This is a genomic window from Streptomyces sp. NPDC048600, from assembly GCF_055587025.1.
Genome location: NZ_JBVJGZ010000021.1, coordinates 97,977 through 116,512, shown reverse-complemented (window position 1 = coordinate 116,512; position 18,536 = coordinate 97,977). Strand labels below are relative to the sequence as shown.

Below are 18,536 nucleotides of genomic sequence, written 5' to 3'. Positions count from 1 at the left end.
TAGGAAGGTGGTTGGTGTAGTCCACGCGAGTGAACCGACTCAGGACGGTACCTGCCGTTCACCCTGCCTGTCAGTACCTGGACCTCTGTGAACTTCGCGGAAATTTTCGACGGGCCCCCACCGGAGCCTGGGTACACTGCACGGGCGCACGCGTGCCGTGCGCAGGCCTCCTTAGCTCAGTGGTAGAGCACCGCTCTTGTAAAGCGAAGGTCGTCGGTTCGAATCCGACAGGGGGCTCTTCGGCTGAGCCGCGCCTCTACGCCCCCGTGATCCCGGATCGCGGGGGCGTCGGTGTGTCGGGGGTCAGGGCGTGCCGAGCTGCGTCAGGGCCTCGTCGGTCAGGCGGTACACGGTCCACTCGTCCTGGGGCAGGGCGCCGAGGGAGCGGTAGAAGCCGATCGCGGGCTCGTTCCAGTTCAGGACGGACCACTCCAGGCGCTGGTAGCCGCGCTCGACGCAGACGCGGGCCAGTTCGGTGAGCAGGGCGCGGCCGTGGCCGGCGCCGCGGGCGGTCGGGCGGACGAAGAGGTCCTCCAGGTAGATGCCGTGGGTGCCGCGCCAGGTGGAGAAGTTCAGGAACCACAGGGCGAAGCCGACCGGCTCGCCCGTCTCGTCGTCCTCGGCGATGTGGGCGTACGCCGCCGGGCGCTCGCCGAAGAGGGCCTCGTGGAGCTGTTCCCGGGTCGCCCTGGCCTCGTCCGGGGCCTTCTCGTACTCGGCGAGCTCACGGACCAGGGTGTGGATGACGGGGATGTCGTCTGGGGTCGCGGTACGGATCATGGTGCGAGGCTAGGCGTTCGGCCGCGCAGTGCGCGGGCGATCTCCAGGTTCCGGGGGCTCGGCTGCTCGCCCTCCTCCGTGGACCGGACGGCGTTCTGGAGGAGGCGGGCCAGGGGTCGATGGCCGGCCAGGGGGCGCGGTCGGCGGCCAGGGCGTTGCCGTGGTGCAGGTGCCAGTGCAGCAGGCGGTCGACGGGCTCGGCGGCGACCTCGCGCAGGGCCGCGGCGCCGTCCCGGGCGAGGCCACCGGCGGGTGCTCGCGCTGTGTTCGGCGTACGGCCGGAGGGCGGTCCCCGATCGGGGGCATTTCGTCGTGCCGGTGTGCGGAACGGCGGGCTATCCGCTGGTCAGCGGCGTGCGAAAGTACGAAATCCGAAGGAGACAGAGGCCGCCGGGAGGGGTTAGCGTCCCCGGCATGAGCAGCGGTGCGGTCAGCGGTGTGGTCAATGGCGGCGTCTCCTTCTGGTTCGCGGACGACGGGCTTCCGGCGGTGCGGGAGCCGCTCGCGGGTGACGAGACCGCAGACGTGGTGATCGTGGGCGGCGGATACACAGGCCTGTGGACGGCGTACTACCTGAAGAAGGCCGCGCCCTTCCTGCGGGTCACCGTGCTGGAACAGAGGTTCTGCGGCTACGGCGCCTCCGGGCGCAACGGCGGCTGGCTCTACAACGGCGTAGCCGGACGCGACCGCTACGCGAAGCTGCACGGCCGGGAGGCCGCCGTCAGGCTGCAGCGGGCCATGAACGACACCGTCGACGAGGTGGTGTCCGTACTGGCCGCCGAGGGCGTGGACGCCGACGTCCACCGCGGTGGAGTACTGGAGGTGGCCACCACCCCCGCGCAACTGGCCCGGCTCAAGGCGTTCCACGAGCACGAGCTGTCGTACGGCGAGAAGGACCGCGAGCTGTACGGCGCGCGGGAGACGGCCGGGCGCGTGAGGGTCGCGGGCGCGGTCGGCTCGTCCTGGACGCCGCACGGCGCGCGCGTGCACCCGGTGAAGCTGGTCAAGGGGCTCGCCGAGGCCGTCGAGGCGCTCGGCGTGACGATCTACGAGGCGACCCCCGTGACGGAGATCCGCCCGAAGCACGCCGTGACGCCTTACGGCACGGTCCGGGCGCCCTATGTGCTGCGCTGCACCGAGGGGTTCACCGCCTCGCTGAAGGGCCAGCGGCGCACCTGGCTGCCGATGAACTCCTCGATGGTGGTGACCGAGCCGCTCACCGACGAGCAGTGGGCGTCGGTGGGGTGGGAGGGCCGCGAGACCCTCGGCGACATGGCGCACGCCTACATGTACGCGCAGCGCACCGCCGACGGACGGATCGCGCTGGGCGGGCGCGGGGTGCCGTACCGCTTCGGATCGAGGACCGACAACGACGGGCGCACGCGCGCGGAGACCGTCGAGGCGCTGCGGGAGCTCCTCGTGCGCTTCTTCCCGTCGCTGGCCGGGGTGGGCGTCGAGCACGCCTGGTCGGGCGTGCTGGGCGTGCCGCGCGACTGGTGCGCGACGGTGACCCTGGACCGGGCGACGGGGCTGGGCTGGGCGGGCGGGTACGTCGGCTCGGGCGTGGCCACCACGAACCTCGCTGCCCGCACCCTGCGGGACCTGGTCCAGCAGGACTCCGGGCAGGGCGGGCCGACGGAACTCACCGAACTGCCGTGGGTCGGGCACAAGGTGCGCAAGTGGGAGCCGGAGCCGCTGCGCTGGCTCGGCGTGCACGGCATGTACGCGACCTATCGCGCGGCGGACCGCCGTGAACTGCGCACCCACAGCACGGGGTCGTCCCGGCTGGCCCGCGTGGCGGACCGGGTGGCGGGGCGGGGCTGAGGCTGTCGGGCCCCCGAGGCCCCCTGGAGGGACACGGACCGTCAGGTCACCGATTCCCGTACCGCTGTCCTCGGTGCGTGCTGCGGGGGTCGGGCCGTGACCATCAGGCCCGCGACCAGGCCGGCGAGCAGCATGATGCCGGTGGCCCACCAGATGGCGACCGTGTAGCCGTGGACCGTGCCCTCGGCAACCACCTGGGCTCGGCCGGCGGGGCCGGTGAGGTGGGCGGCGACGTAGGCCGTGCTGCTGGTGGTGGCGATGGTGTTGAGGAGGGCGGTGCCTATGGAGCCGCCGACCTGCTGGGAGGTGTTGACGGTGGCCGAGGTGACGCCGGAGTCCTGGGGTGCCACACCCGCCGTGGCGGTGGCGAAGACCGGCATGAAGATCATGCCCATGCCGAGGCCCATCAGGAGCAGGGCGGGCAGGATGTCGCTCGCGTAGGCGGAGTGGACCGTCAGCCGGGTGAGGATCATCATGCCGCCCGCCGCGAGTACGGCACCCGGGACCATCAGCGCGCGCGGCTGCACCCGGGGCAGCAGCCGGGCGGATATCTGGGTCGAGCCGGTGATGATCGCGACGGTCAGCGGCAGGAACGCCAGACCGGTCTTGACCGGGGAGTACCCGAGGATGACCTGGAGGTAGTAGGTCATGAACAGGAACAGGCCGAACATGCCGATGACGGCCAGGCCCATCGTGAGGAAGCAGCCCGCGCGGTCGCGGTCCTTGATGATGTGCAGCGGCAGCAGCGGCATCGGTGCCCGGGACTGCCACCACACGAAGGCGATCAGGAGCACGACGCCGAACGCGAGCAGGCCCAGCACCAGCGGGTCGGCCCAGCCGCGCGGCTCGGCCTCGCTGAAGCCGTAGACGATCGCCACCAGGCCGCCGCAGCCGAGGACTGCGCCCGGCACGTCCAGTCGGGCGCCCGCCTGGCCGGGGCGGTCGTGCAGCAGGGAGAGCGCGCCGAGGACGGCGACGATCGCGATGGGCACGTTCACGTACAGGCACCAGCGCCAGTCCAGGTACTCGGTGAGCAGGCCGCCGACGATGAACCCGATCGCGGCTCCGCTGCCCGCGAGGGCGCCGTAGATGCCGAACGCCTTGCCGCGTTCCTTGGGGTCGGTGAACGTGGTGGTGAGCAGGCTCAGCGCGGAGGGCGCCAGGACGGCGGCGAACGCGCCCTGGAGCGCGCGGGCGCCGAACAGCATCCCCGCGGTGGTCGCGGCGCCGCCCAGCGCGGAGGCCGCGGCGAAGCCGATCAGGCCGATGACGAAGGTGCGTTTGCGGCCCACCAGGTCCGCGATCCGTCCGCCGAGCAGCAGCAGACCGCCGAAGGCCAGCGTGTAGGCGGTGATGACCCACTGGCGGTTGCCGTCGGAGATGCCCAGATCGTGCTGGGCGGAGGGGAGCGCGATGTTCACGATGGTCGCGTCCAGGACGACCATCAGCTGCGCGAGGGCGATGATCACAAGGCCCCACCAGCGGCGCGGGTCGGCGTCCGCGGTGTGCTCCATCCGGGTGACGCTCACCCGGCCAGAAGACCACGGATGGCGGTGGGCCGCATCTGGGGCGTGCTTCCTGCCGGTCATGGTTCCAGGACCACCTTTCCGGTCGTGCCGCGGGTCTCCAGGGCCCGGTGGGCGTCCGCCGCCCCGGCGAGCGGGAAGCGGTGGACGGCGGGGGTGAGGCGGCCGGCCGCGGCCTCGGCCAGCGCGCGCAGTTCGAGGGTGCGCAGGGGTTCGGGGCCGCCGGCCCTGGCGAGCATCACCGGGCCGAGCACCTCCTCGGAGACGCCGTCGACGAGGTACGGCCCGCCGTCCTTGACGCCCTCGGAGGACCAGCCGAAGACGATGTGGCGGCCGCCGGGGCCGAGGAGGGCGACGGCCTCGCGGGCCACGTCGCCGCCGACACCGTCGAGGACGACCGTGGCGGTGCGGCCGCCCAGCCAGGCGCGGACCTCGGCCGGCCACTGCGGGTCGCGGTAGTCGACGGCGAGGTCGGCGCCGTTCGCGGCGACCCGGGCCGTCTTCTCGCGCCCGCCAGCGAGGCCGACGACGGTGGCGCCGGCGTGCCGGGCGTACTGCACGAGCAGGGTGCCGATGCCGCCGGCCGCGGCCGGGACGACGGCCACCGAGTGGGGGCCGAGCTCGGCGAACTGGAGGATGCCCATCGTGGTGCGGCCGGTGCCGATCATCGCGACGGCCCCGGCGAAGTCGAGGCCCGCCGGGATCTCGTGCAGCCGCTCCACCTCGGTGACGGCCAGCTCGGCATAGCCTCCCGGCACGAAGCCCAGGTGGGCGACCACACGCCTGCCGAGCCACAGCGGTGCGACGCCCTCGCCGAGCGACTCCACGACGCCCGCGACCTCACGGCCCGGGACCGTGGGCAGTTCGGGGGCCGGGGCCGGGCCCGCCTTGCCCTCGCGCAGGGCGGTGTCCAGCAGATGGACACCCGCGGCCCGTACGGCGACACGGACCTGGCCGGGGCCGGGGCGCGGGGCCTCGGTCTCCTCGTAGACCAGGTTCTCGGCGGGGCCGAAGGCGTGCAGGCGGACGGCGTGCATGGGATCCCCCAGGGTGTGGTCCGTTCGACACGGTTCACTTTTCTTCCTCAAGCGCGCTTGAGGTCAAGCCGCCCCGGAGCCCTCAGGCGTGCTTGCCGCCTCGAGCCCGCTCAGGCCGCTCGGCGCCCCGGAGCCCCCTCAGGCGTGCTTGCGGTCGGCGGCGTCGCGGCCCAGCACGAGCGAGACCGCGGTCAGGGCGCTGTTGAAGGACACCTCGGACAGCACCCCGGGCGCGGCGACCTGGTCGCCGGCGAGATAGACGCCGTCGCCCCGGTCCACGGCCGGCCGGTCGCGCCAGCTGGTGCCGGGCAGGTCGACGGCGCCGGTCCGGCCCTGCGCGAGGGCCTCGCGGCGCCAGGTCACACGCTCGCGCCAGCCCGGGAAACCGAGGTCGAGCAGTTCCTCGGCGCGGGCCACGCCCTGGGCGCGCGGGACACCCGGGGCGATGGGGATCTGACCCTGGATCAGCTGCTCACCGGCCGGGGCGAGGGTGCGGTCCTGCGCGGTGAACCGCTCCAGCCAGCCCGGCGCGTCCAGGTCCGACACGGCGAACGCGTCGCCGCGCCGGGTCCGTACGGCGAGGTCCACCAGCGCGGTACGGCCGCTCGGCCAGGTCAGCGAGTCGTCGCCGAGCAGCCGCCGCGCGGAGTCGAGGGAGGTGGCGACGACGACGGGGGTGTCGGTGGGCAGGGTGTCGACGCGCGAGAGGGTCTCCATCCGTACGCCGAGGTTCCAGGCCCGCCCGGCCATCCGGTCGATGACGCTGGCCCAGCCGCCGCGCGGGTAGTGCGCCTCCGGGGGCAGCTTGGTGGCCCGGCGCAGCCGCTCCTGCACGAACGCGGCGGAGAGCGAGCCGGGGTCGTCGTGGAACAGGGCGACGGCGGAGTAGTGGGCGGCGGCCCGCGCGCCCTCCTCGCCCGCCTCCCGGGTGGCCCAGGTGAGGAAGTCCTCGTCCACGGGCGCCTGGCGGGCGCTGCGGCGCAGCAGCTTGAGCATCGCGAAGGGCGGGGTGCGGCGCAGTGCGCCGTGGTGGCGCAGCCGCAGCCGGGCGGCCTCCAGAGGCGGCAGCGGCGCGAGCGGCCCGATCAGGTCGCGGCTGCGCAGCCAGGCCCAGTGCGGGCCGCCGTTGTACAGGGCGTGCGGTCCCTCGTTGGTCCGGTACGGGCCCTCGGAGGTGCGGGCCCGCCCGCCGAGGGTGTGGTGCGCCTCGTACACGGTGACCCGGGCGCCCGCCTCGGCGGCGGTGATGGCCGCGGTGAGTCCGGCGAAGCCGCCGCCGACGACGGTGATGCGGTGCATGGTGAGGTCTCCCTCTCTTCGGGTTCGCCTGTCACCGGATATGACTGTCCGGCCCGCCGAAATGTGACAGCGAACCGGGACGGCCCACGTCTGCGCAGGTCAGGGTGATTGTCAGTGGCGGCGTGCAGGATGGGGGCATGGCAAGCGGACGGCCCGGGGCGACGGGTGTGAAGGCGGCACGGCGGCCGGAGGTGCGGCTGCCCGCGCTGGAGCGGTGGGACGGCGGCTCCCTGGAGCCGGACGGCGACTACGACGGGCTGGAGCTGAGAGAGGCCGACCTGAGCGGCCAGGACGGGGCGGGCGCCCGCTTCCTGGACTGCGCGCTGACGGGCTGCTCGCTGGACGAGACCGGTCTGCACCACGCCCGTTTCCTCGACTCGGTCCTCAGAGAGGTCCGCGGTGTCGGCACCGACCTGGCGGGGGCCACGCTGCGGGACAGCGAGGTGCTGGACGCCCGTCTCGGCGGGGTGCAGCTGCACGGGGCGGTGCTGGAGCGGGTGGTCGTCCGCGGCGGCAAGCTGGACTTCCTCAACTTCCGTACGGCACGGCTCAGAGACGTCGTCTTCGAGGGCTGCGTCCTGGTCGAGCCGGACTTCGGCGGGGCCCTTCTGGAGCGGGTGGAGTTCGTCGACTGCGCCGTGAAGTCGGCCGACCTCACCTCGGCGACGCTGAAGGACGTGGACCTGCGCGGGGCGGCTCCGCTGGAGATCGCGCGGGGGGTGGACCGGCTCACGGGGGCGGTGATCAGCACCGCCCAGCTGCTGGACCTGGCACCGGTGCTGGCGGCGGAGCTGGGGGTACGGGTGGAGGACCGAGGGGGGCGCGATGCCCGCTTTCCGGCGGACGCGGGCTGAGGGGGCGGCTGCCCGCTTCCCGGCGGACGCTTTCGGGCGGTGGGCGGGTGCCGGGGCCGGGAGCTGACGGAGGAGCCCCCAGGGGCCCGGGGACGGTCACCCCACGCGGGGGAAGCGCGCCTGGAGCGTCCAGATCGCCGGGTTCTCCGCGAGGTCCTCGTGCAGATCGCACAGGTCGGCGATCAGGTCGTGCAGAAAGTCCCGGGCCTCACGCCGCAGCGCGGAGTGGGAGAAGGTCAGGGGCTCCTCGTCGCCCGGCATCCAGTCCGCCTCGATGTCCACCCAGCCGAACCGCCGCTCGAACATCATGCGGTCCGTGGACTCGGTGAAGTCCAGCTCGGCGTACTGCGGCCGGGACGCGCGCGAGCCCGCCGGGTCCTGGTCGATCCGCTCGACGATGTCGCACAGCGCCCACGCGAAGTCGAGCACCGGAACCCATCCCCAGGCTGTGGACAGCTCCCGGTCGGCCTTGGTGTCGGCGAGGTAGACGTCCCCGCAGAACAGGTCGTGCCGCAGGGCGCGGACGTCCGCGCGCCGGTAGTCCGTTTGCGGCGGGTCGGGGAAGCGGTTGGAGAGGGCGTAGCCGATGTCGAGCACGTAGCCGATGGTGTCACGGCCCGCCCCGCGGACGGCCCCCGCGGGGGGTCGGGCGACGGCGCCCGCGATCTCCCCCTCGGGCCGCCATAGGATCGACGGCGTGCCCCGGTTCGTGCCTGTTGTCCCCGCCGCCCTCGCCGTATGCCTCGCGCTCACGCTCGGCGCGTGCGAGGACCGCGGAGGGGTGAGCGGCACCCCGGGCGCGGCGGGCCTGCGCGACCCGTACTTCCCCAAGGCGGGCAACGGCGGCTACGACGTCACGCACTACGGCCTCGACCTCGCCTACGACCCCGGCGACGGCGTCCTGACCGGCACGGCGGTGATCACGGCCCGCGCCACCCAGGACCTGTCCTCGTTCAACCTGGACCTCAAGGGCCTGGACGTCGAGAGGGTCACCGTCGACGGCGAGGAGGCCCGCTGGAACCGGGCCGGGCAGGAGCTCACGGTCCGCCCGGACGAGGAGCCGGCCGAGGGCGGCACCTTCGAGGTCACCGTCCGCTACGAGGGCCGGCCCGAGACGATCACCGACCCCGACGGCAGCGAGGAGGGCTGGCTGCTCACCGCCGACGGCGCGCTCGGCCTCGGCGAACCGGTCGGCTCGGCCGCCTGGTTCCCCGGCAACCACCACCCCTCCGACAAGGCCTCGTACGACATCCGGGTCACCGTGCCGCGCGGTCTGACGGCCGTCTCCAACGGAGAACTGCTCCGGCAGCGCCCCGCCCGGGGCGGCGGGACGGCCTTCGCATGGCGGGCCACCGAGCCCGTGCCCAGCCATGCCGCCACGGTCGCGATCGGCCGCTACGACATCAGCCGGACACGGACACGGGACGGGCTGCCGGTGTACACGGCGGTGGACCCGGTCGAGGCGGAGGCGAGCCGGGCCGTGCTGGCACGGCTGCCGGAGGTGATGACCTGGGCGCAGGAGACCTTCGGTCCGTACCCGTTCTCCTCCACGGGCGCGATCGTCGAACGCGGCGTGGACGTGGGCTACGCCCTGGAGACCCAGAACCGTCCGGTCTTCCCCGGCGCCCCGGACGTGGTGCTGCTCGTGCACGAGCTGGCCCACCAGTGGTACGGCGACTCGGTCACCCCGAGGACCTGGCAGGACCTGTGGCTGAGCGAAGGCTTCGCGACGTACGCGGAGTGGCTGTGGGAGGAGGAGCACGGCGGCGACAGCGCGCAGGAGTCCTTCGACTGGCTGTACGAGGAGGGCGAGGAGACCTATACGGACCTGTGGGCGTTCCCGCCCGCCCGCCAGGACGATGCCGCCGGGCTGACCGGCGACCCGGTGTACCAGCGCGGCGCGATGGTGCTGCACAAGATCCGGCAGCGGATCGGTGACGAACGGTTCGCCGCCCTGCTGCACGGCTGGGCCGCAGCCCACCGGCATGGCACGGCCGACACCGCCGACTTCACGGCGTACGTGGAGAGGCAGGCCCCGGACGAGGACTTCTCCGGGATCTGGCGGGACTGGCTGTACGGGGACGGGAAACCGGACCGCCCCTGAGTCGGGCGGCCCGGCCGGTGTGCCGTGTGCGCGGGGTCAGTTGACGTTGACGGCCTTCCAGGCGGCCGCCACCGCGGTGTACTCGGCGCTGCTCGCGCCGTACAGGTCGCGTGCCGCGTTCAGGGTGCCCGCGCGGGCACCCTTGTAGTCGGTGGACGTGGTGAAGTAGGTGGTCAGCGCCTTGTACCAGATCTGCTCGGCCTTGGCGCGGCCGATGCCGGTGACCGTCGAGCCGTCGTAGGTGGGCGAGTTGTAGCTCACGCCGTTGATGGTCTTCGCGCCGCTGCCCTCGGCCAGCAGGTAGAAGAAGTGGTTGGCGACGCCGGAGGAGTAGTGCACGTCGAGGCGGCCGACCGTGCGTGACCAGTAGTCGGCCGAGTTGCCGTCCCTGCTGGGCCGGTCCATGTAGCGCAGCGGGGTGCCGTTGCCGCGGATGTCGATCTTCTCGCCGATCAGGTAGTCGCCCTGGTCGGAGGCGTTGTTCGTGAAGAACTCCACCGAGGTGCCGAAGATGTCAGAGGTGGCCTCGTTCAGGCCGCCGGACTCCTTGCTGTAGCGCAGCCCGGCGGTGTTGGAGGTGACGCCGTGGGTCATCTCGTGCCCGGCCACGTCGAGCGAGGTGAGCGGCTTGAGGTTGCCGGCGCCGTCGCCGTACGTCATGCAGAAGCACTGGTCGGACCAGAAGGCGTTGACGTAGGCGTTGCCGTAGTGGACGCGCGAGTAGGCGGCGACGCCGTCGTTGCGGATGCCGCTGCGGTTGAAGTTGTTCTTGTAGAAGTCCCAGGTGGCCTGGGCGCCGTAGGCGGCGTCGACGGCGGCGGTCTGGCGGTTGGCCGGCGTGCCGTCGCCCCAGACGTCGTCGGCGTCGTGGAAGAGGGTGCCGGTGCCGTTCGTGGCGCCGTTGAGGTCGTACGTCTTGTGGCCGCCGCGTCCGGCGTCGGTGAGGTCGAAGCCGCCGGCGGCCGCGGTGGTGCCGAGGGTGACCGTGCCGCTGTACTGGCTGGTGCCGGAGCCGGTCTCGATGGCCTCGAAGGAGTGCAGTTCCCGGCCGGTGGCCGCGTCGGTGATGACGTGCAGTTCGCTCGGGGTGCCGTCGTGCTGCAGGCCCTTGACGACCGTCTCGTGGGCGAGGACCGGCTTGGCGCCCGCCGCCCAGACGACCTTGCGGGTGGTGGCGGAGCTGCCGTCGGCGGCCGCGAGGGCCGACTTCCTGGCCCGGTCGCCGGATATCGCGGCGTCCGTGGATGCCACGGCGATACGGGACTTGGTGGCCTTGGTGACGCTCTTGAGGGCGCCGCCCCTGGCGCGGTGCGTGACGAGGTCGCCGCCGAGGACCGGCAGACCGGCGTAGGTGCGCTCGTAGCGGGTGTGGACCGTGCCGTCGGCGTCCTTGACGACGTCGCGGACGACGAGCTTCTCCTGGGCGCCGAGGCCGAGTTCGCGGGCGGCCGCCGGGGCCGTGTCCTGGGCCGAGGCGATGGCGGCGGCGCGCGCGGAGGCGCCGAGCGGGGCGGCGGCGGACGCGGGAGCGGGCTCGGGGGAGGCCGCGGTGGCGGCCCCGCTCTGCGTCGCGAGCACGACCGCCGCGGCCGACCCGATCAGGGCGGCGGCGCGCAGGACGGTCGTACGGGAGGTACGGGAGTGCAGTGTCACTCGATCTCCTTGATCACCGGCCTCCGGGGAAGAGGCGCAGGACTGTGGGCCGTGCCTCATGGGGTGAGGCACAGGTGGGGCACAGGTTGCGGCGAGCCAGGAGAGAGTGACACCGGCCAGGGGGTGATTGACAGGGCGCGGTCAAGACTTTACGTGTTCGTATCCGAAAGCCGTGGCCATGGCTCCGCTATCCGGACGGAGGTCGAGAGGTAAACGCGCTGGTCTCAGGCTTGGTTGGGCCCGTGGTCCGGGTTGGTCCGGTCCAAGTCGTCCAGCAGCTTGGCCAGTTCCGGCGGCCACACCGGCTCCGCCTCCTCGGCCAGTTCCTCGCGGGTCCACCAGCGCCAGGTGAGGATCTTGTCCTCGGCGTGGGCCGCGGCGACCTGCGCACCGGCGGCCGGCTCCCGGCGGGGCCCGCGGGTGACGTAGACGTGCTCGTGCTGCCGTACGGGGCCCACGGCGTGGGTGAAGTCGTGCTCCCAGGTGGTCAGCAGCGACCCCGGCTCCAGGTCGGTCCAGCCGGTCTCCTCGCGCAGTTCGCGCAGGGCGCCCTCGCGCGGCGACTCGCCGGGTTCGAGCCCGCCGCCGGGCAGCGCCCAGTGGACGCCGACCTCGACGTTGTCGTACCGGAACAGGAACACCGCGCCCTCCGGGTCCACCACCGCGACCCGGGCCGCGGTGCGGGGTGTGCGCAGCGGCTTGCGCAGGACCGTGCAGGGGCGGCCGCGCTCACGGTCGGGCCGGTGGGCGAGGACCTCGTAGCCGAGCGCGGTCCAGAAGGCCAGGCCGGCCGGGTTGGCGTCGAGCACGGCGAGCCGTACGCCCGTCCGCCCCGCCGCGCGGAACCGGTCCTCCACCTCCTCCGCCAGTCGTCTGCCGTGCCCCTGGCCGCCGACGCTCGCGTCGACCATCAGCAGTCCGATCCACGGGTCCGGGTCGGCCGGGTCGGGATGGTGCGCCAGCGTGATCGCGATCCCCACGAGCAGCCCCTCGCTGCGGGCGAGCAGCACCTCCGCGTCCGGGTGGGCCAGTTCGCCGGCCAGCTCGGCGGCCACCTGCTCGGGGCGGATGTCCCGCGGGTCCGGGAAGTCGCCGCTCAGGGCGTGGAACTCGTGCCGCGAGGCGTAGAGGGCGGTGAGTTCCGTCAGGAGCGGGGCCGGGATGTCGTGGTCGGGGGTGAGGGGGAGCGGGCTGAGGATCATCCGGGCAAGGTATCGCGGGGGCGGTGCGGCCTCGCGGGGTTCACGGCGGGTCGGTTCCCCGCCGCCGAACGACGGGAGCCCCGGCCGCGCGTGGGCGCGGGCCGGGGCTCCCGTACGGGGCGGGGACCGTCAGACGTTGACGCCGAAGTCCTGCGCGATGCCCGAGAGGCCGGAGGCGTAGCCCTGGCCGACGGCGCGGAACTTCCACTCGGCGCCGTTGCGGTACAGCTCGCCGAAGACCATGGCCGTCTCGGTGGCCGCGTCCTCGGAGAGGTCGTAGCGGGCGATCTCGGTGCCGCCGGCCTGGTTGATGATGCGGATGTAGGCGTTGCGCACCTGGCCGAAGTTCTGCGAGCGGGACTCCGCGTCGTAGATCGAGACCGGGAAGACGATCTTGTCGACGTCGGCCGGGAGACCGGCCAGGTTGACGTTGATCGCCTCGTCGTCGCCCGCGCCCTCGCCGGTGAGGTTGTCACCGGTGTGGACGATGGTGTTGTCCGGGGTCTGCTTGTTGTTGAAGAAGACGAAGTGGGCGTCCGAGTAGACCTTGCCCTGAGGGTTGACCGCGATCGCCGAGGCGTCGAGGTCGAAGTCCGTGCCGGTGGTGGTGCGGACGTCCCAGCCGAGGCCCACGGTGACGGCGGTCAGGCCCGGAGCTTCCTTGGTGAGCGAGACGTTGCCGCCCTTGGACAGGCTTACAGCCATTGTTGGGAGTCCCTTCCCTCGTTGCGTACGACGAACCTACAGCTACCCCAATGAACGCCCGGAGACATGCCATAGGTTCCAGGTGTCTTTACTTTCTTTACCGGGAACCGCCCGTCCGGGATATTCGCGTGACGTGAACAGGTCGGAAACGGGAACATGGAGGGCATGTCCGGTCCCTATGTCATCCGCGGTTCCGTCTCGCTGCCCGAGGGCGAGCTCATGTGGCGTTTCTCGCGGTCCTCCGGGCCGGGCGGGCAGCATGTCAACACCACTGACTCCCAGGTCGAGTTGCGCTTCGATCTCGCGGGGACATCGGCGCTGCCCGAGGTGTGGAAGGCGAGGGCGCTGGAGCGGCTGGCCGGGCGGCTGGTCGACGGGGTCGTCGCCGTGCGGGCGTCCGAGCACCGGTCGCAGTGGCGGAACCGGGAGGCCGCCGCGGTGCGGCTGGCGGCGCTGCTGGCGGAGGCGGTGGCTCCGCCGCCCCGGGCGCGGCGGGCCACGCGGATTCCCCGGGGGATCAATGAGCGGCGGCTGCGGGAGAAGAAGCAGCGGGCCGAGACCAAGCGGGGGCGGTCGGGGCGGGACTGGTCCTGACGGGGTCCTCGGCAGCGGCTTTCTTGCCGCTTCGCGGCTTCTTCTGCTCGCCCACGCACCGCCCGCAACCGTTGCTCGGAGCCGCTGAGCTCTCCCTCTGTGGCTGATCGCCGTCGGCGGCCTGTCGGTCGGTGGGCCGGCGGTGAGTACGTCGGTGCGCGGCCTGCCGGTCGGTGGGGCGTCAGTGGTCCAGTTGGCGGTATCTGCCGCGGAAGTACGTCAGGGGGCCGCCGTCCGCGCTCGGGACGCGGGCCGTGAGCACGCGGCCCACCACCAGCGTGTGGTCCCCGGCCGGCATGCGCTGCTCGGTCCGGCACTCCAGCGTGGCCAGCGCGCCGCCGACCAGGAGCGCGCCGGACGCCTCGCCGCGGGCGTAGGCGATGTCCTCGAACAGCAGTCGGTCGCTGATGCGGCCCTTCATGGAGAAGCGGCCCGCGATGTGCCGCTGGCTCTCGGAGAGCACGGAGACGGCCCACAGGGGCTGCTCGGCGAGCAGATCGTCCATCCGGGAGCCCTCGCGCAGGCTGACCAGCACCAGCGGCGGGTCCAGGGACACCGACACGAAGGCGGTGGCCGTCATGCCGACGTCCTCGCCGCGCGGCGCCATCGGGTCGTCCGGATCGAGCGGCGGCTCCTGGGCGGTCACCAGGACCACACCTGCGGCCAGCCGCGACATCGCGGCCCGGAACTCGTCGTTGCTCACCCCCACAGCATGCCCGCCTGCGAGGGCCGCGGCGGGCGTGGGCTGGGCGGGGAGCGTGACGGGAGGATGGTTCAGCACGGAAGAGACGCTAGTCTGCGCGGCACGGGCACGGCATCGGACCTCCGTCCGAGCCCGGACCTAGGACTCCCGGCGGAGCCGGGGACTACGCTGGGGCTTCTGCCGTCCCATGGGACGCTCGGCGAGTTGTGGCGGAGTTGTGGTGCTTCTCGCCTATCTCTGACAGGTTTGCGCTCGGTGAACACACAGGGAAAAAGCAGAAACTTCACGCAATTGTTCACCTTCGCCTGTGACTTGAGTCACAAGCAGCACTAATTGTTGACCCTGTGTACCGAGTGGGCAGCGCGCTGTGATTCAGTGGCGTGGAAGAGGCAAAGGGCACCACCCAGAAATGGCGCCGAAGACAACCCTTGATTCGCTGCGAGGTCGTCGGGGGGAGGGCGAGCATGGAGACCGAGTCGGAGCCCTACGTCCGTCTGGCGTCCCTGCGACAGCTGCACCAGGTCATGGCCGACATGAACACCGCGCGCAGCCTCGCCGACACCCTTCAGACCGTGGCCGACGGTGTCGTCGGCGCCCTCGGCTACGAACTCGCCTGTGTGAACCTCGTCCGTTCCGACGGTGACCTGGTCGTCGCCGCCTTCTCCGGGAACCCCGCCGCCGAGGCCCTGATCACCGGCCGGGTCGGCTCCCGCACCTCCTGGGAGCGGCGGCTGAACATGGGCGAGGCCTGGGGCGACCTGATCTTCATACCCCACACCGAGGGCTGGGTCCTCGACGACGACGACGTCCCGCAGTGGTTCACCGAGGGCCCCGCCCCCCGCTTCGAGGACGAGTGGCACCCCGCCGACCGTCTCTTCGCCCCGATGTACGCGCCCGGCTCCCAGGGCGGCCCGCACGGCGAGCTGCTGGGCGTGCTGTCCGTGGACCGCCCGCGCAACGGCCGCCGGCCCGGCGCCTGGGGCCGCGAGGCCCTCCAGATGTACGCGTTCCAGGCCGCGATCGCCATCAGCAACGCGCGTCTACGTTCGAATATGCAGCGCGCCCTGGTCCGTCTGGAGCGCGAGCAGCAGGCCCTGCGCGCCAGTGAGGAATCCTTCCGTCAGGCGTTCGAGTACGCCCCCTCCGGCATGGCCATCGCCGAGATGGGCGGCGACCAGCACGGCCGGATCCTGCGCACCAACGACGCCCTGTGCCGGCTGCTGGGCCGCCCGGCCGCCGCGATGCGCCGCTACTCCTTCTCCGACCTGGTCCACCCCGAGGACATCGGCACCCTGCTGCGGACCTCGGCCGAGGGCGGCCGGGCCGAGCTGCGGCTGGGCCGCCGCGACGGGACGTACGTCTGGGTCAGCCTGCGCAACTCCGTCGTCGCCGACGCCGCCGACGGGCCCCGGTTCCTGCTGACCCACGTCGAGGACATAGAGGAACGCAAGCGCCGCGAGCTCCAGCTCGCCCACCGCGCCTCCCACGACTCGCTCACCGGTCTGCCGAACTCCGCGGAGCTGCGCGCGCGCCTGTCCTCGCGGCTGTGCCGGCGTCCGCAGTCCGCCCACGCGGGTGAGCTGGAGTCGGTCGACGCGGCCTACGGCCACCCGGCGTACGACACGCACGGCCACGGCTTCGACTTCCGGCCGGGCGCGGAGTCCATCGAGGGCTACGACCACCATGTGCACACCGTCGCCCCGCAGAACGAGCACGACGACGGCACCAAGGGCCTCGCGGTGCTCTTCTGCGACCTCGACGGCTTCAAGTCGATCAACGACCGGTTCGGTCACAACGCGGGCGACGCGGTGCTGATCGAGGTCGCGCGGCGGCTGTCGCGCGGGGTGCGCGACGGGGACACGGTCGCGCGGCTCGGCGGCGACGAGTTCGTGATACTCGCCGACGGGCTCGGCCGGGCCGACGCGCAGGACCTCGCGGTCCGTCTGCGCAACGAGATCATCCAGCCGATCAGGGCCGAGGGACGGGCCGTGCGGGTGGGCGCCAGCTTCGGTATCGGATGGGCGCACTGCGGCATGACGGCCGACGAAGTGCTGAAGTCCGCCGACGAGCGTATGTACGTCGAGAAACGATCTCGTCCCAAACAGCACAGACGTGCGGGCTGATCCGCAGGTCAGCGGTTCGATGCGGCCGGAGTCACCCGTTTGGGGCAGCCGGACCGGGTAGGCTCGCCCTGCTGACCCCTGTATCGCATCTGTACCGCACCTGTTGAGGAGTACCTAGGGATGACGCCCGGCGACAACGGCGCGAGCACGCCCGAGGACGACGACCCGTTCGGCTATCTGTACGCCGACGGGCAGGCCAACGGCGCCCAGCCGCCCTCCGGCGGCTATGGCTACCCGAACTCCGTGAGCAGGGTGCGGACGGTCGGCGAACGCCAGTACGGGCAGCAGCAGGGCGCCACGTACGGCCAGCAGGTCCCGCAGCAGGGCACCTACGGCCGTCCCAGCGCCCACTACGCGGCGCCCGAGACGCTGCCCGGCGGCGCGCCGACGGCTCCGCAGCAGTCGTACGGCGGCCCGGGCGGCGGCGGGCGCGGCCGGGGCCCCAACACCAAGGGCCTGCTGATCGGCGCGATCGCGGTGGTCGCCGCGGTCGTCATCGGCATCGGCGTCGCGATCATCGGCGGCGACGACTCCAAGGACAAGGACACCGGCAACCAGGCCGGCTCCTCCCCGACGGCCACCGAGAGCAGCGAGCCGAGCCCCTCGGCCAGCGCCAGCTCGGAGGACAAGACGATGGAGCCGATGGAGGCCGAGGGCAAGACGCTGCTGCTGTCGCCCGGCGTGGTCACCGCCACCGACGTCCCCGGCGCCCAGTCCGGCGGCGGCGTGTACATCAACGGCCTGAACCAGCCCGGCGCGTCGGTCACCTGGACCGTCAACGGCGTCCCCGAGGACGGCGTCTACACGCTGTTCGCCCTGTACAGCACCGCCGGCGAGGACCAGTCGATGACGCTCACCGTCAACGGCAAGGTGTTCGGCAGCAAGCTGAGCATGGAGAACTACGCCCACGCGGCCGACGGTGACTTCGCCAAGGGCTGGACCAAGACCTACGCCTGGCCGTCGCTCACCAAGGGCACCAACACGATCTCCGTCTCCTGCGGCGACGGCGACAAGTGCAACGTCCTGCTGGACAAGCTGGAGCTGAAGCAGGGTCAGGTCAAGGACTGAGCCCGCCGGGCGAGCCGACGGGCCCCGGGGCCCGTCGTCCGTCCCGCGGCGCTGCTAGGCGGCCGTGACCTCGGGTGACACCGTCACCTGGGCCAGCAGCTCGTCGTACGCCCTCGTGTCGAACTCGCCCGCCACCGGCGCCAGTACGGTCGCCGCCGACAGGGCGACCGCGCGGGCCAGGCGGTCCGGCCAGGGGAGGTTCTCGGCCAGGGCCGAGAGCAGGCCCGCCACGGCGGAGTCGCCCGCGCCGGTCGGGTTGCCGTGCACCCGGGCGGGCGGGGTGGCGCGCCAGCGGCCCTCCGGGGTCGACGCCAGCAGTCCCAGCGGGCCCAGCGAGGCCACCACCGCGGCCGCGCCGCGTCTGCGGGCGTCCTGGGTGGCGCGCAACGGCTCGTGGGAGCCCGTCAGTTCGGCCAGTTCTCCGGCGTTCGGCTTCACGATGTCCGGGCGGGCCGCGATCCCACGGCGCAGCGGCTCCCCGCCGGTGTCCAGCAGTACCGGCACACCGGCCGCGCGGGCGGTCCGTACGAGCCCCGCGTACGCCCCCACCGGCACGCCCGGCGGCAGGCTGCCGCACAGCGCCACCGCGGAGGCCGGTCCCAGCAGGTCCGTGTAGGCCTCCTGGAAGGCCGACCACTCCGCCGGGGTGATCACCGGTCCGGGCTCGTTGAGCTGGGTGGTGTCGCCGGTCGTGGCGTCCACCACGGCGACCGTGCGGCGGGTCGTGCCGGCCACCGGGACGAGCGCGTCCACGACGCCCGGTGTGGCGGTCAGGCCCTCCTGGACCGCGCGGCCCGTGCCGCCGCCCGCGAACCCGGTGACCGTCACCGGGTGCCCGAGCGCGGCGAGCACCCGGGCCACGTTGACGCCCTTGCCGCCGGGCCGTTCCACGACCTCCGACACCCGGTGGGACGCGTGCGGCCGCAGGGACCGCACGCGATAGGTGATGTCGAGAGCGGTGTTCAGCGTGACCGTGAGGATCACCTGGTCCGACCTCCCCCACAGCGTGCCGACTGACTGTTCGAAGGCACGATCATGCCAAACGGAGGGCGACCGGCCCAGAC

16 protein-coding genes and 1 tRNA gene are annotated in these 18,536 nt (G+C 72.7%); 7 read left to right on the top strand and 10 right to left on the bottom strand.

Annotated elements, in window-relative coordinates; translation table 11 throughout:
- The first annotated feature begins 165 nt into the window (after positions 1 to 165).
- Positions 166 to 237 (top strand) — tRNA-Thr (locus tag ACZ6SQ_RS26280).
- A gap of 66 nt (positions 238 to 303) precedes the next feature.
- Here the strand turns inward: ACZ6SQ_RS26280 and ACZ6SQ_RS26275 are convergent.
- The gene (locus ACZ6SQ_RS26275; RefSeq protein ID WP_469566194.1) at positions 304 to 780 is read right to left on the bottom strand and encodes a GNAT family N-acetyltransferase; all 477 of its coding nucleotides are present in this window, start codon (positions 778 to 780) and stop codon (positions 304 to 306) included.
- A gap of 414 nt (positions 781 to 1,194) precedes the next feature.
- On the opposite strand from ACZ6SQ_RS26275, the gene ACZ6SQ_RS26270 reads away from it, so the two are divergent.
- Positions 1,195 to 2,604, top strand: coding sequence for an NAD(P)/FAD-dependent oxidoreductase (locus tag ACZ6SQ_RS26270; RefSeq protein ID WP_469566192.1), 1,410 nt, complete (start codon positions 1,195 to 1,197; stop codon positions 2,602 to 2,604).
- 41 nt (positions 2,605 to 2,645) lie between these two features.
- On the opposite strand, the gene ACZ6SQ_RS26265 is transcribed toward ACZ6SQ_RS26270, so the two are convergent.
- From ACZ6SQ_RS26265 to ACZ6SQ_RS26255, 3 genes are all read right to left on the bottom strand, one after another.
- Positions 2,646 to 4,118, bottom strand: coding sequence for an MFS transporter (locus ACZ6SQ_RS26265; protein ID WP_469566189.1), 1,473 nt, complete (start codon positions 4,116 to 4,118; stop codon positions 2,646 to 2,648).
- 71 nt (positions 4,119 to 4,189) lie between these two features.
- On the bottom strand, positions 4,190 to 5,167 hold the full coding sequence (locus tag ACZ6SQ_RS26260) for a zinc-binding dehydrogenase (protein ID WP_469566187.1): 978 nt from the start codon (positions 5,165 to 5,167) through the stop codon (positions 4,190 to 4,192).
- A 138-nt stretch (positions 5,168 to 5,305) separates the two neighbouring features.
- Positions 5,306 to 6,466, bottom strand: a complete 1,161-nt coding sequence (locus tag ACZ6SQ_RS26255; protein ID WP_469566185.1) for an FAD-dependent oxidoreductase — start codon at positions 6,464 to 6,466, stop codon at positions 5,306 to 5,308.
- 137 nt (positions 6,467 to 6,603) lie between these two features.
- Between ACZ6SQ_RS26255 and ACZ6SQ_RS26250 the strand changes: the two genes are divergently transcribed.
- Positions 6,604 to 7,320: a pentapeptide repeat-containing protein gene (locus tag ACZ6SQ_RS26250; RefSeq protein ID WP_469566183.1), complete on the top strand. Its 717-nt coding sequence runs from the start codon at positions 6,604 to 6,606 to the stop codon at positions 7,318 to 7,320.
- Positions 7,321 to 7,416: 96 nt separating this feature from the next.
- Here ACZ6SQ_RS26250 and ACZ6SQ_RS26245 read toward each other — a convergent pair whose 3' ends face one another.
- Complete coding sequence (locus ACZ6SQ_RS26245; protein ID WP_386377747.1) at positions 7,417 to 7,917, bottom strand: hypothetical protein; 501 nt, start codon at positions 7,915 to 7,917, stop codon at positions 7,417 to 7,419.
- A gap of 100 nt (positions 7,918 to 8,017) precedes the next feature.
- Here ACZ6SQ_RS26245 and ACZ6SQ_RS26240 point away from each other — a divergent pair, with 100 nt between their 5' ends.
- Positions 8,018 to 9,424, top strand: a complete 1,407-nt coding sequence (locus ACZ6SQ_RS26240) for a M1 family metallopeptidase (protein WP_469566180.1) — start codon at positions 8,018 to 8,020, stop codon at positions 9,422 to 9,424.
- Between the two features lie 36 nt (positions 9,425 to 9,460).
- Here ACZ6SQ_RS26240 and ACZ6SQ_RS26235 read toward each other — a convergent pair whose 3' ends face one another.
- From ACZ6SQ_RS26235 to ACZ6SQ_RS26225, 3 genes are all read right to left on the bottom strand, one after another.
- Positions 9,461 to 11,137, bottom strand: a complete 1,677-nt coding sequence (locus ACZ6SQ_RS26235) for a M4 family metallopeptidase (RefSeq protein ID WP_469566178.1) — start codon at positions 11,135 to 11,137, stop codon at positions 9,461 to 9,463.
- Between the two features lie 164 nt (positions 11,138 to 11,301).
- Positions 11,302 to 12,279, bottom strand: a complete 978-nt coding sequence (locus ACZ6SQ_RS26230; RefSeq protein WP_469566176.1) for a bifunctional GNAT family N-acetyltransferase/NUDIX hydrolase — start codon at positions 12,277 to 12,279, stop codon at positions 11,302 to 11,304.
- 129 nt (positions 12,280 to 12,408) lie between these two features.
- Positions 12,409 to 12,984, bottom strand: a complete 576-nt coding sequence (locus ACZ6SQ_RS26225; protein ID WP_386377743.1) for a TerD family protein — start codon at positions 12,982 to 12,984, stop codon at positions 12,409 to 12,411.
- A gap of 156 nt (positions 12,985 to 13,140) precedes the next feature.
- Here ACZ6SQ_RS26225 and arfB point away from each other — a divergent pair, with 156 nt between their 5' ends.
- Positions 13,141 to 13,578 carry an alternative ribosome rescue aminoacyl-tRNA hydrolase ArfB gene (gene arfB, locus ACZ6SQ_RS26220; RefSeq protein ID WP_386377741.1) on the top strand — a complete coding sequence of 146 codons (438 nt, stop codon included), beginning with the start codon at positions 13,141 to 13,143 and terminating at the stop codon, positions 13,576 to 13,578.
- 181 nt (positions 13,579 to 13,759) lie between these two features.
- Here arfB and ACZ6SQ_RS26215 read toward each other — a convergent pair whose 3' ends face one another.
- Positions 13,760 to 14,359 (bottom strand): flavin reductase family protein, encoded by a 600-nt coding sequence (locus ACZ6SQ_RS26215; protein WP_469566174.1) that lies wholly within the window; start codon positions 14,357 to 14,359, stop codon positions 13,760 to 13,762.
- Between the two features lie 386 nt (positions 14,360 to 14,745).
- On the opposite strand from ACZ6SQ_RS26215, the gene cdgB reads away from it, so the two are divergent.
- Both cdgB and ACZ6SQ_RS26205 read left to right on the top strand, forming a co-directional pair.
- Positions 14,746 to 16,404 (top strand): diguanylate cyclase CdgB, encoded by a 1,659-nt coding sequence (gene cdgB / locus ACZ6SQ_RS26210; protein WP_469566172.1) that lies wholly within the window; start codon positions 14,746 to 14,748, stop codon positions 16,402 to 16,404.
- Positions 16,405 to 16,524: 120 nt separating this feature from the next.
- Positions 16,525 to 17,472 (top strand): carbohydrate-binding protein, encoded by a 948-nt coding sequence (locus tag ACZ6SQ_RS26205; RefSeq protein ID WP_469566170.1) that lies wholly within the window; start codon positions 16,525 to 16,527, stop codon positions 17,470 to 17,472.
- 54 nt (positions 17,473 to 17,526) lie between these two features.
- Here ACZ6SQ_RS26205 and ACZ6SQ_RS26200 read toward each other — a convergent pair whose 3' ends face one another.
- Complete coding sequence (locus tag ACZ6SQ_RS26200; protein WP_469566169.1) at positions 17,527 to 18,456, bottom strand: 1-phosphofructokinase family hexose kinase; 930 nt, start codon at positions 18,454 to 18,456, stop codon at positions 17,527 to 17,529.
- Positions 18,457 to 18,536 lie beyond the last annotated feature (80 nt).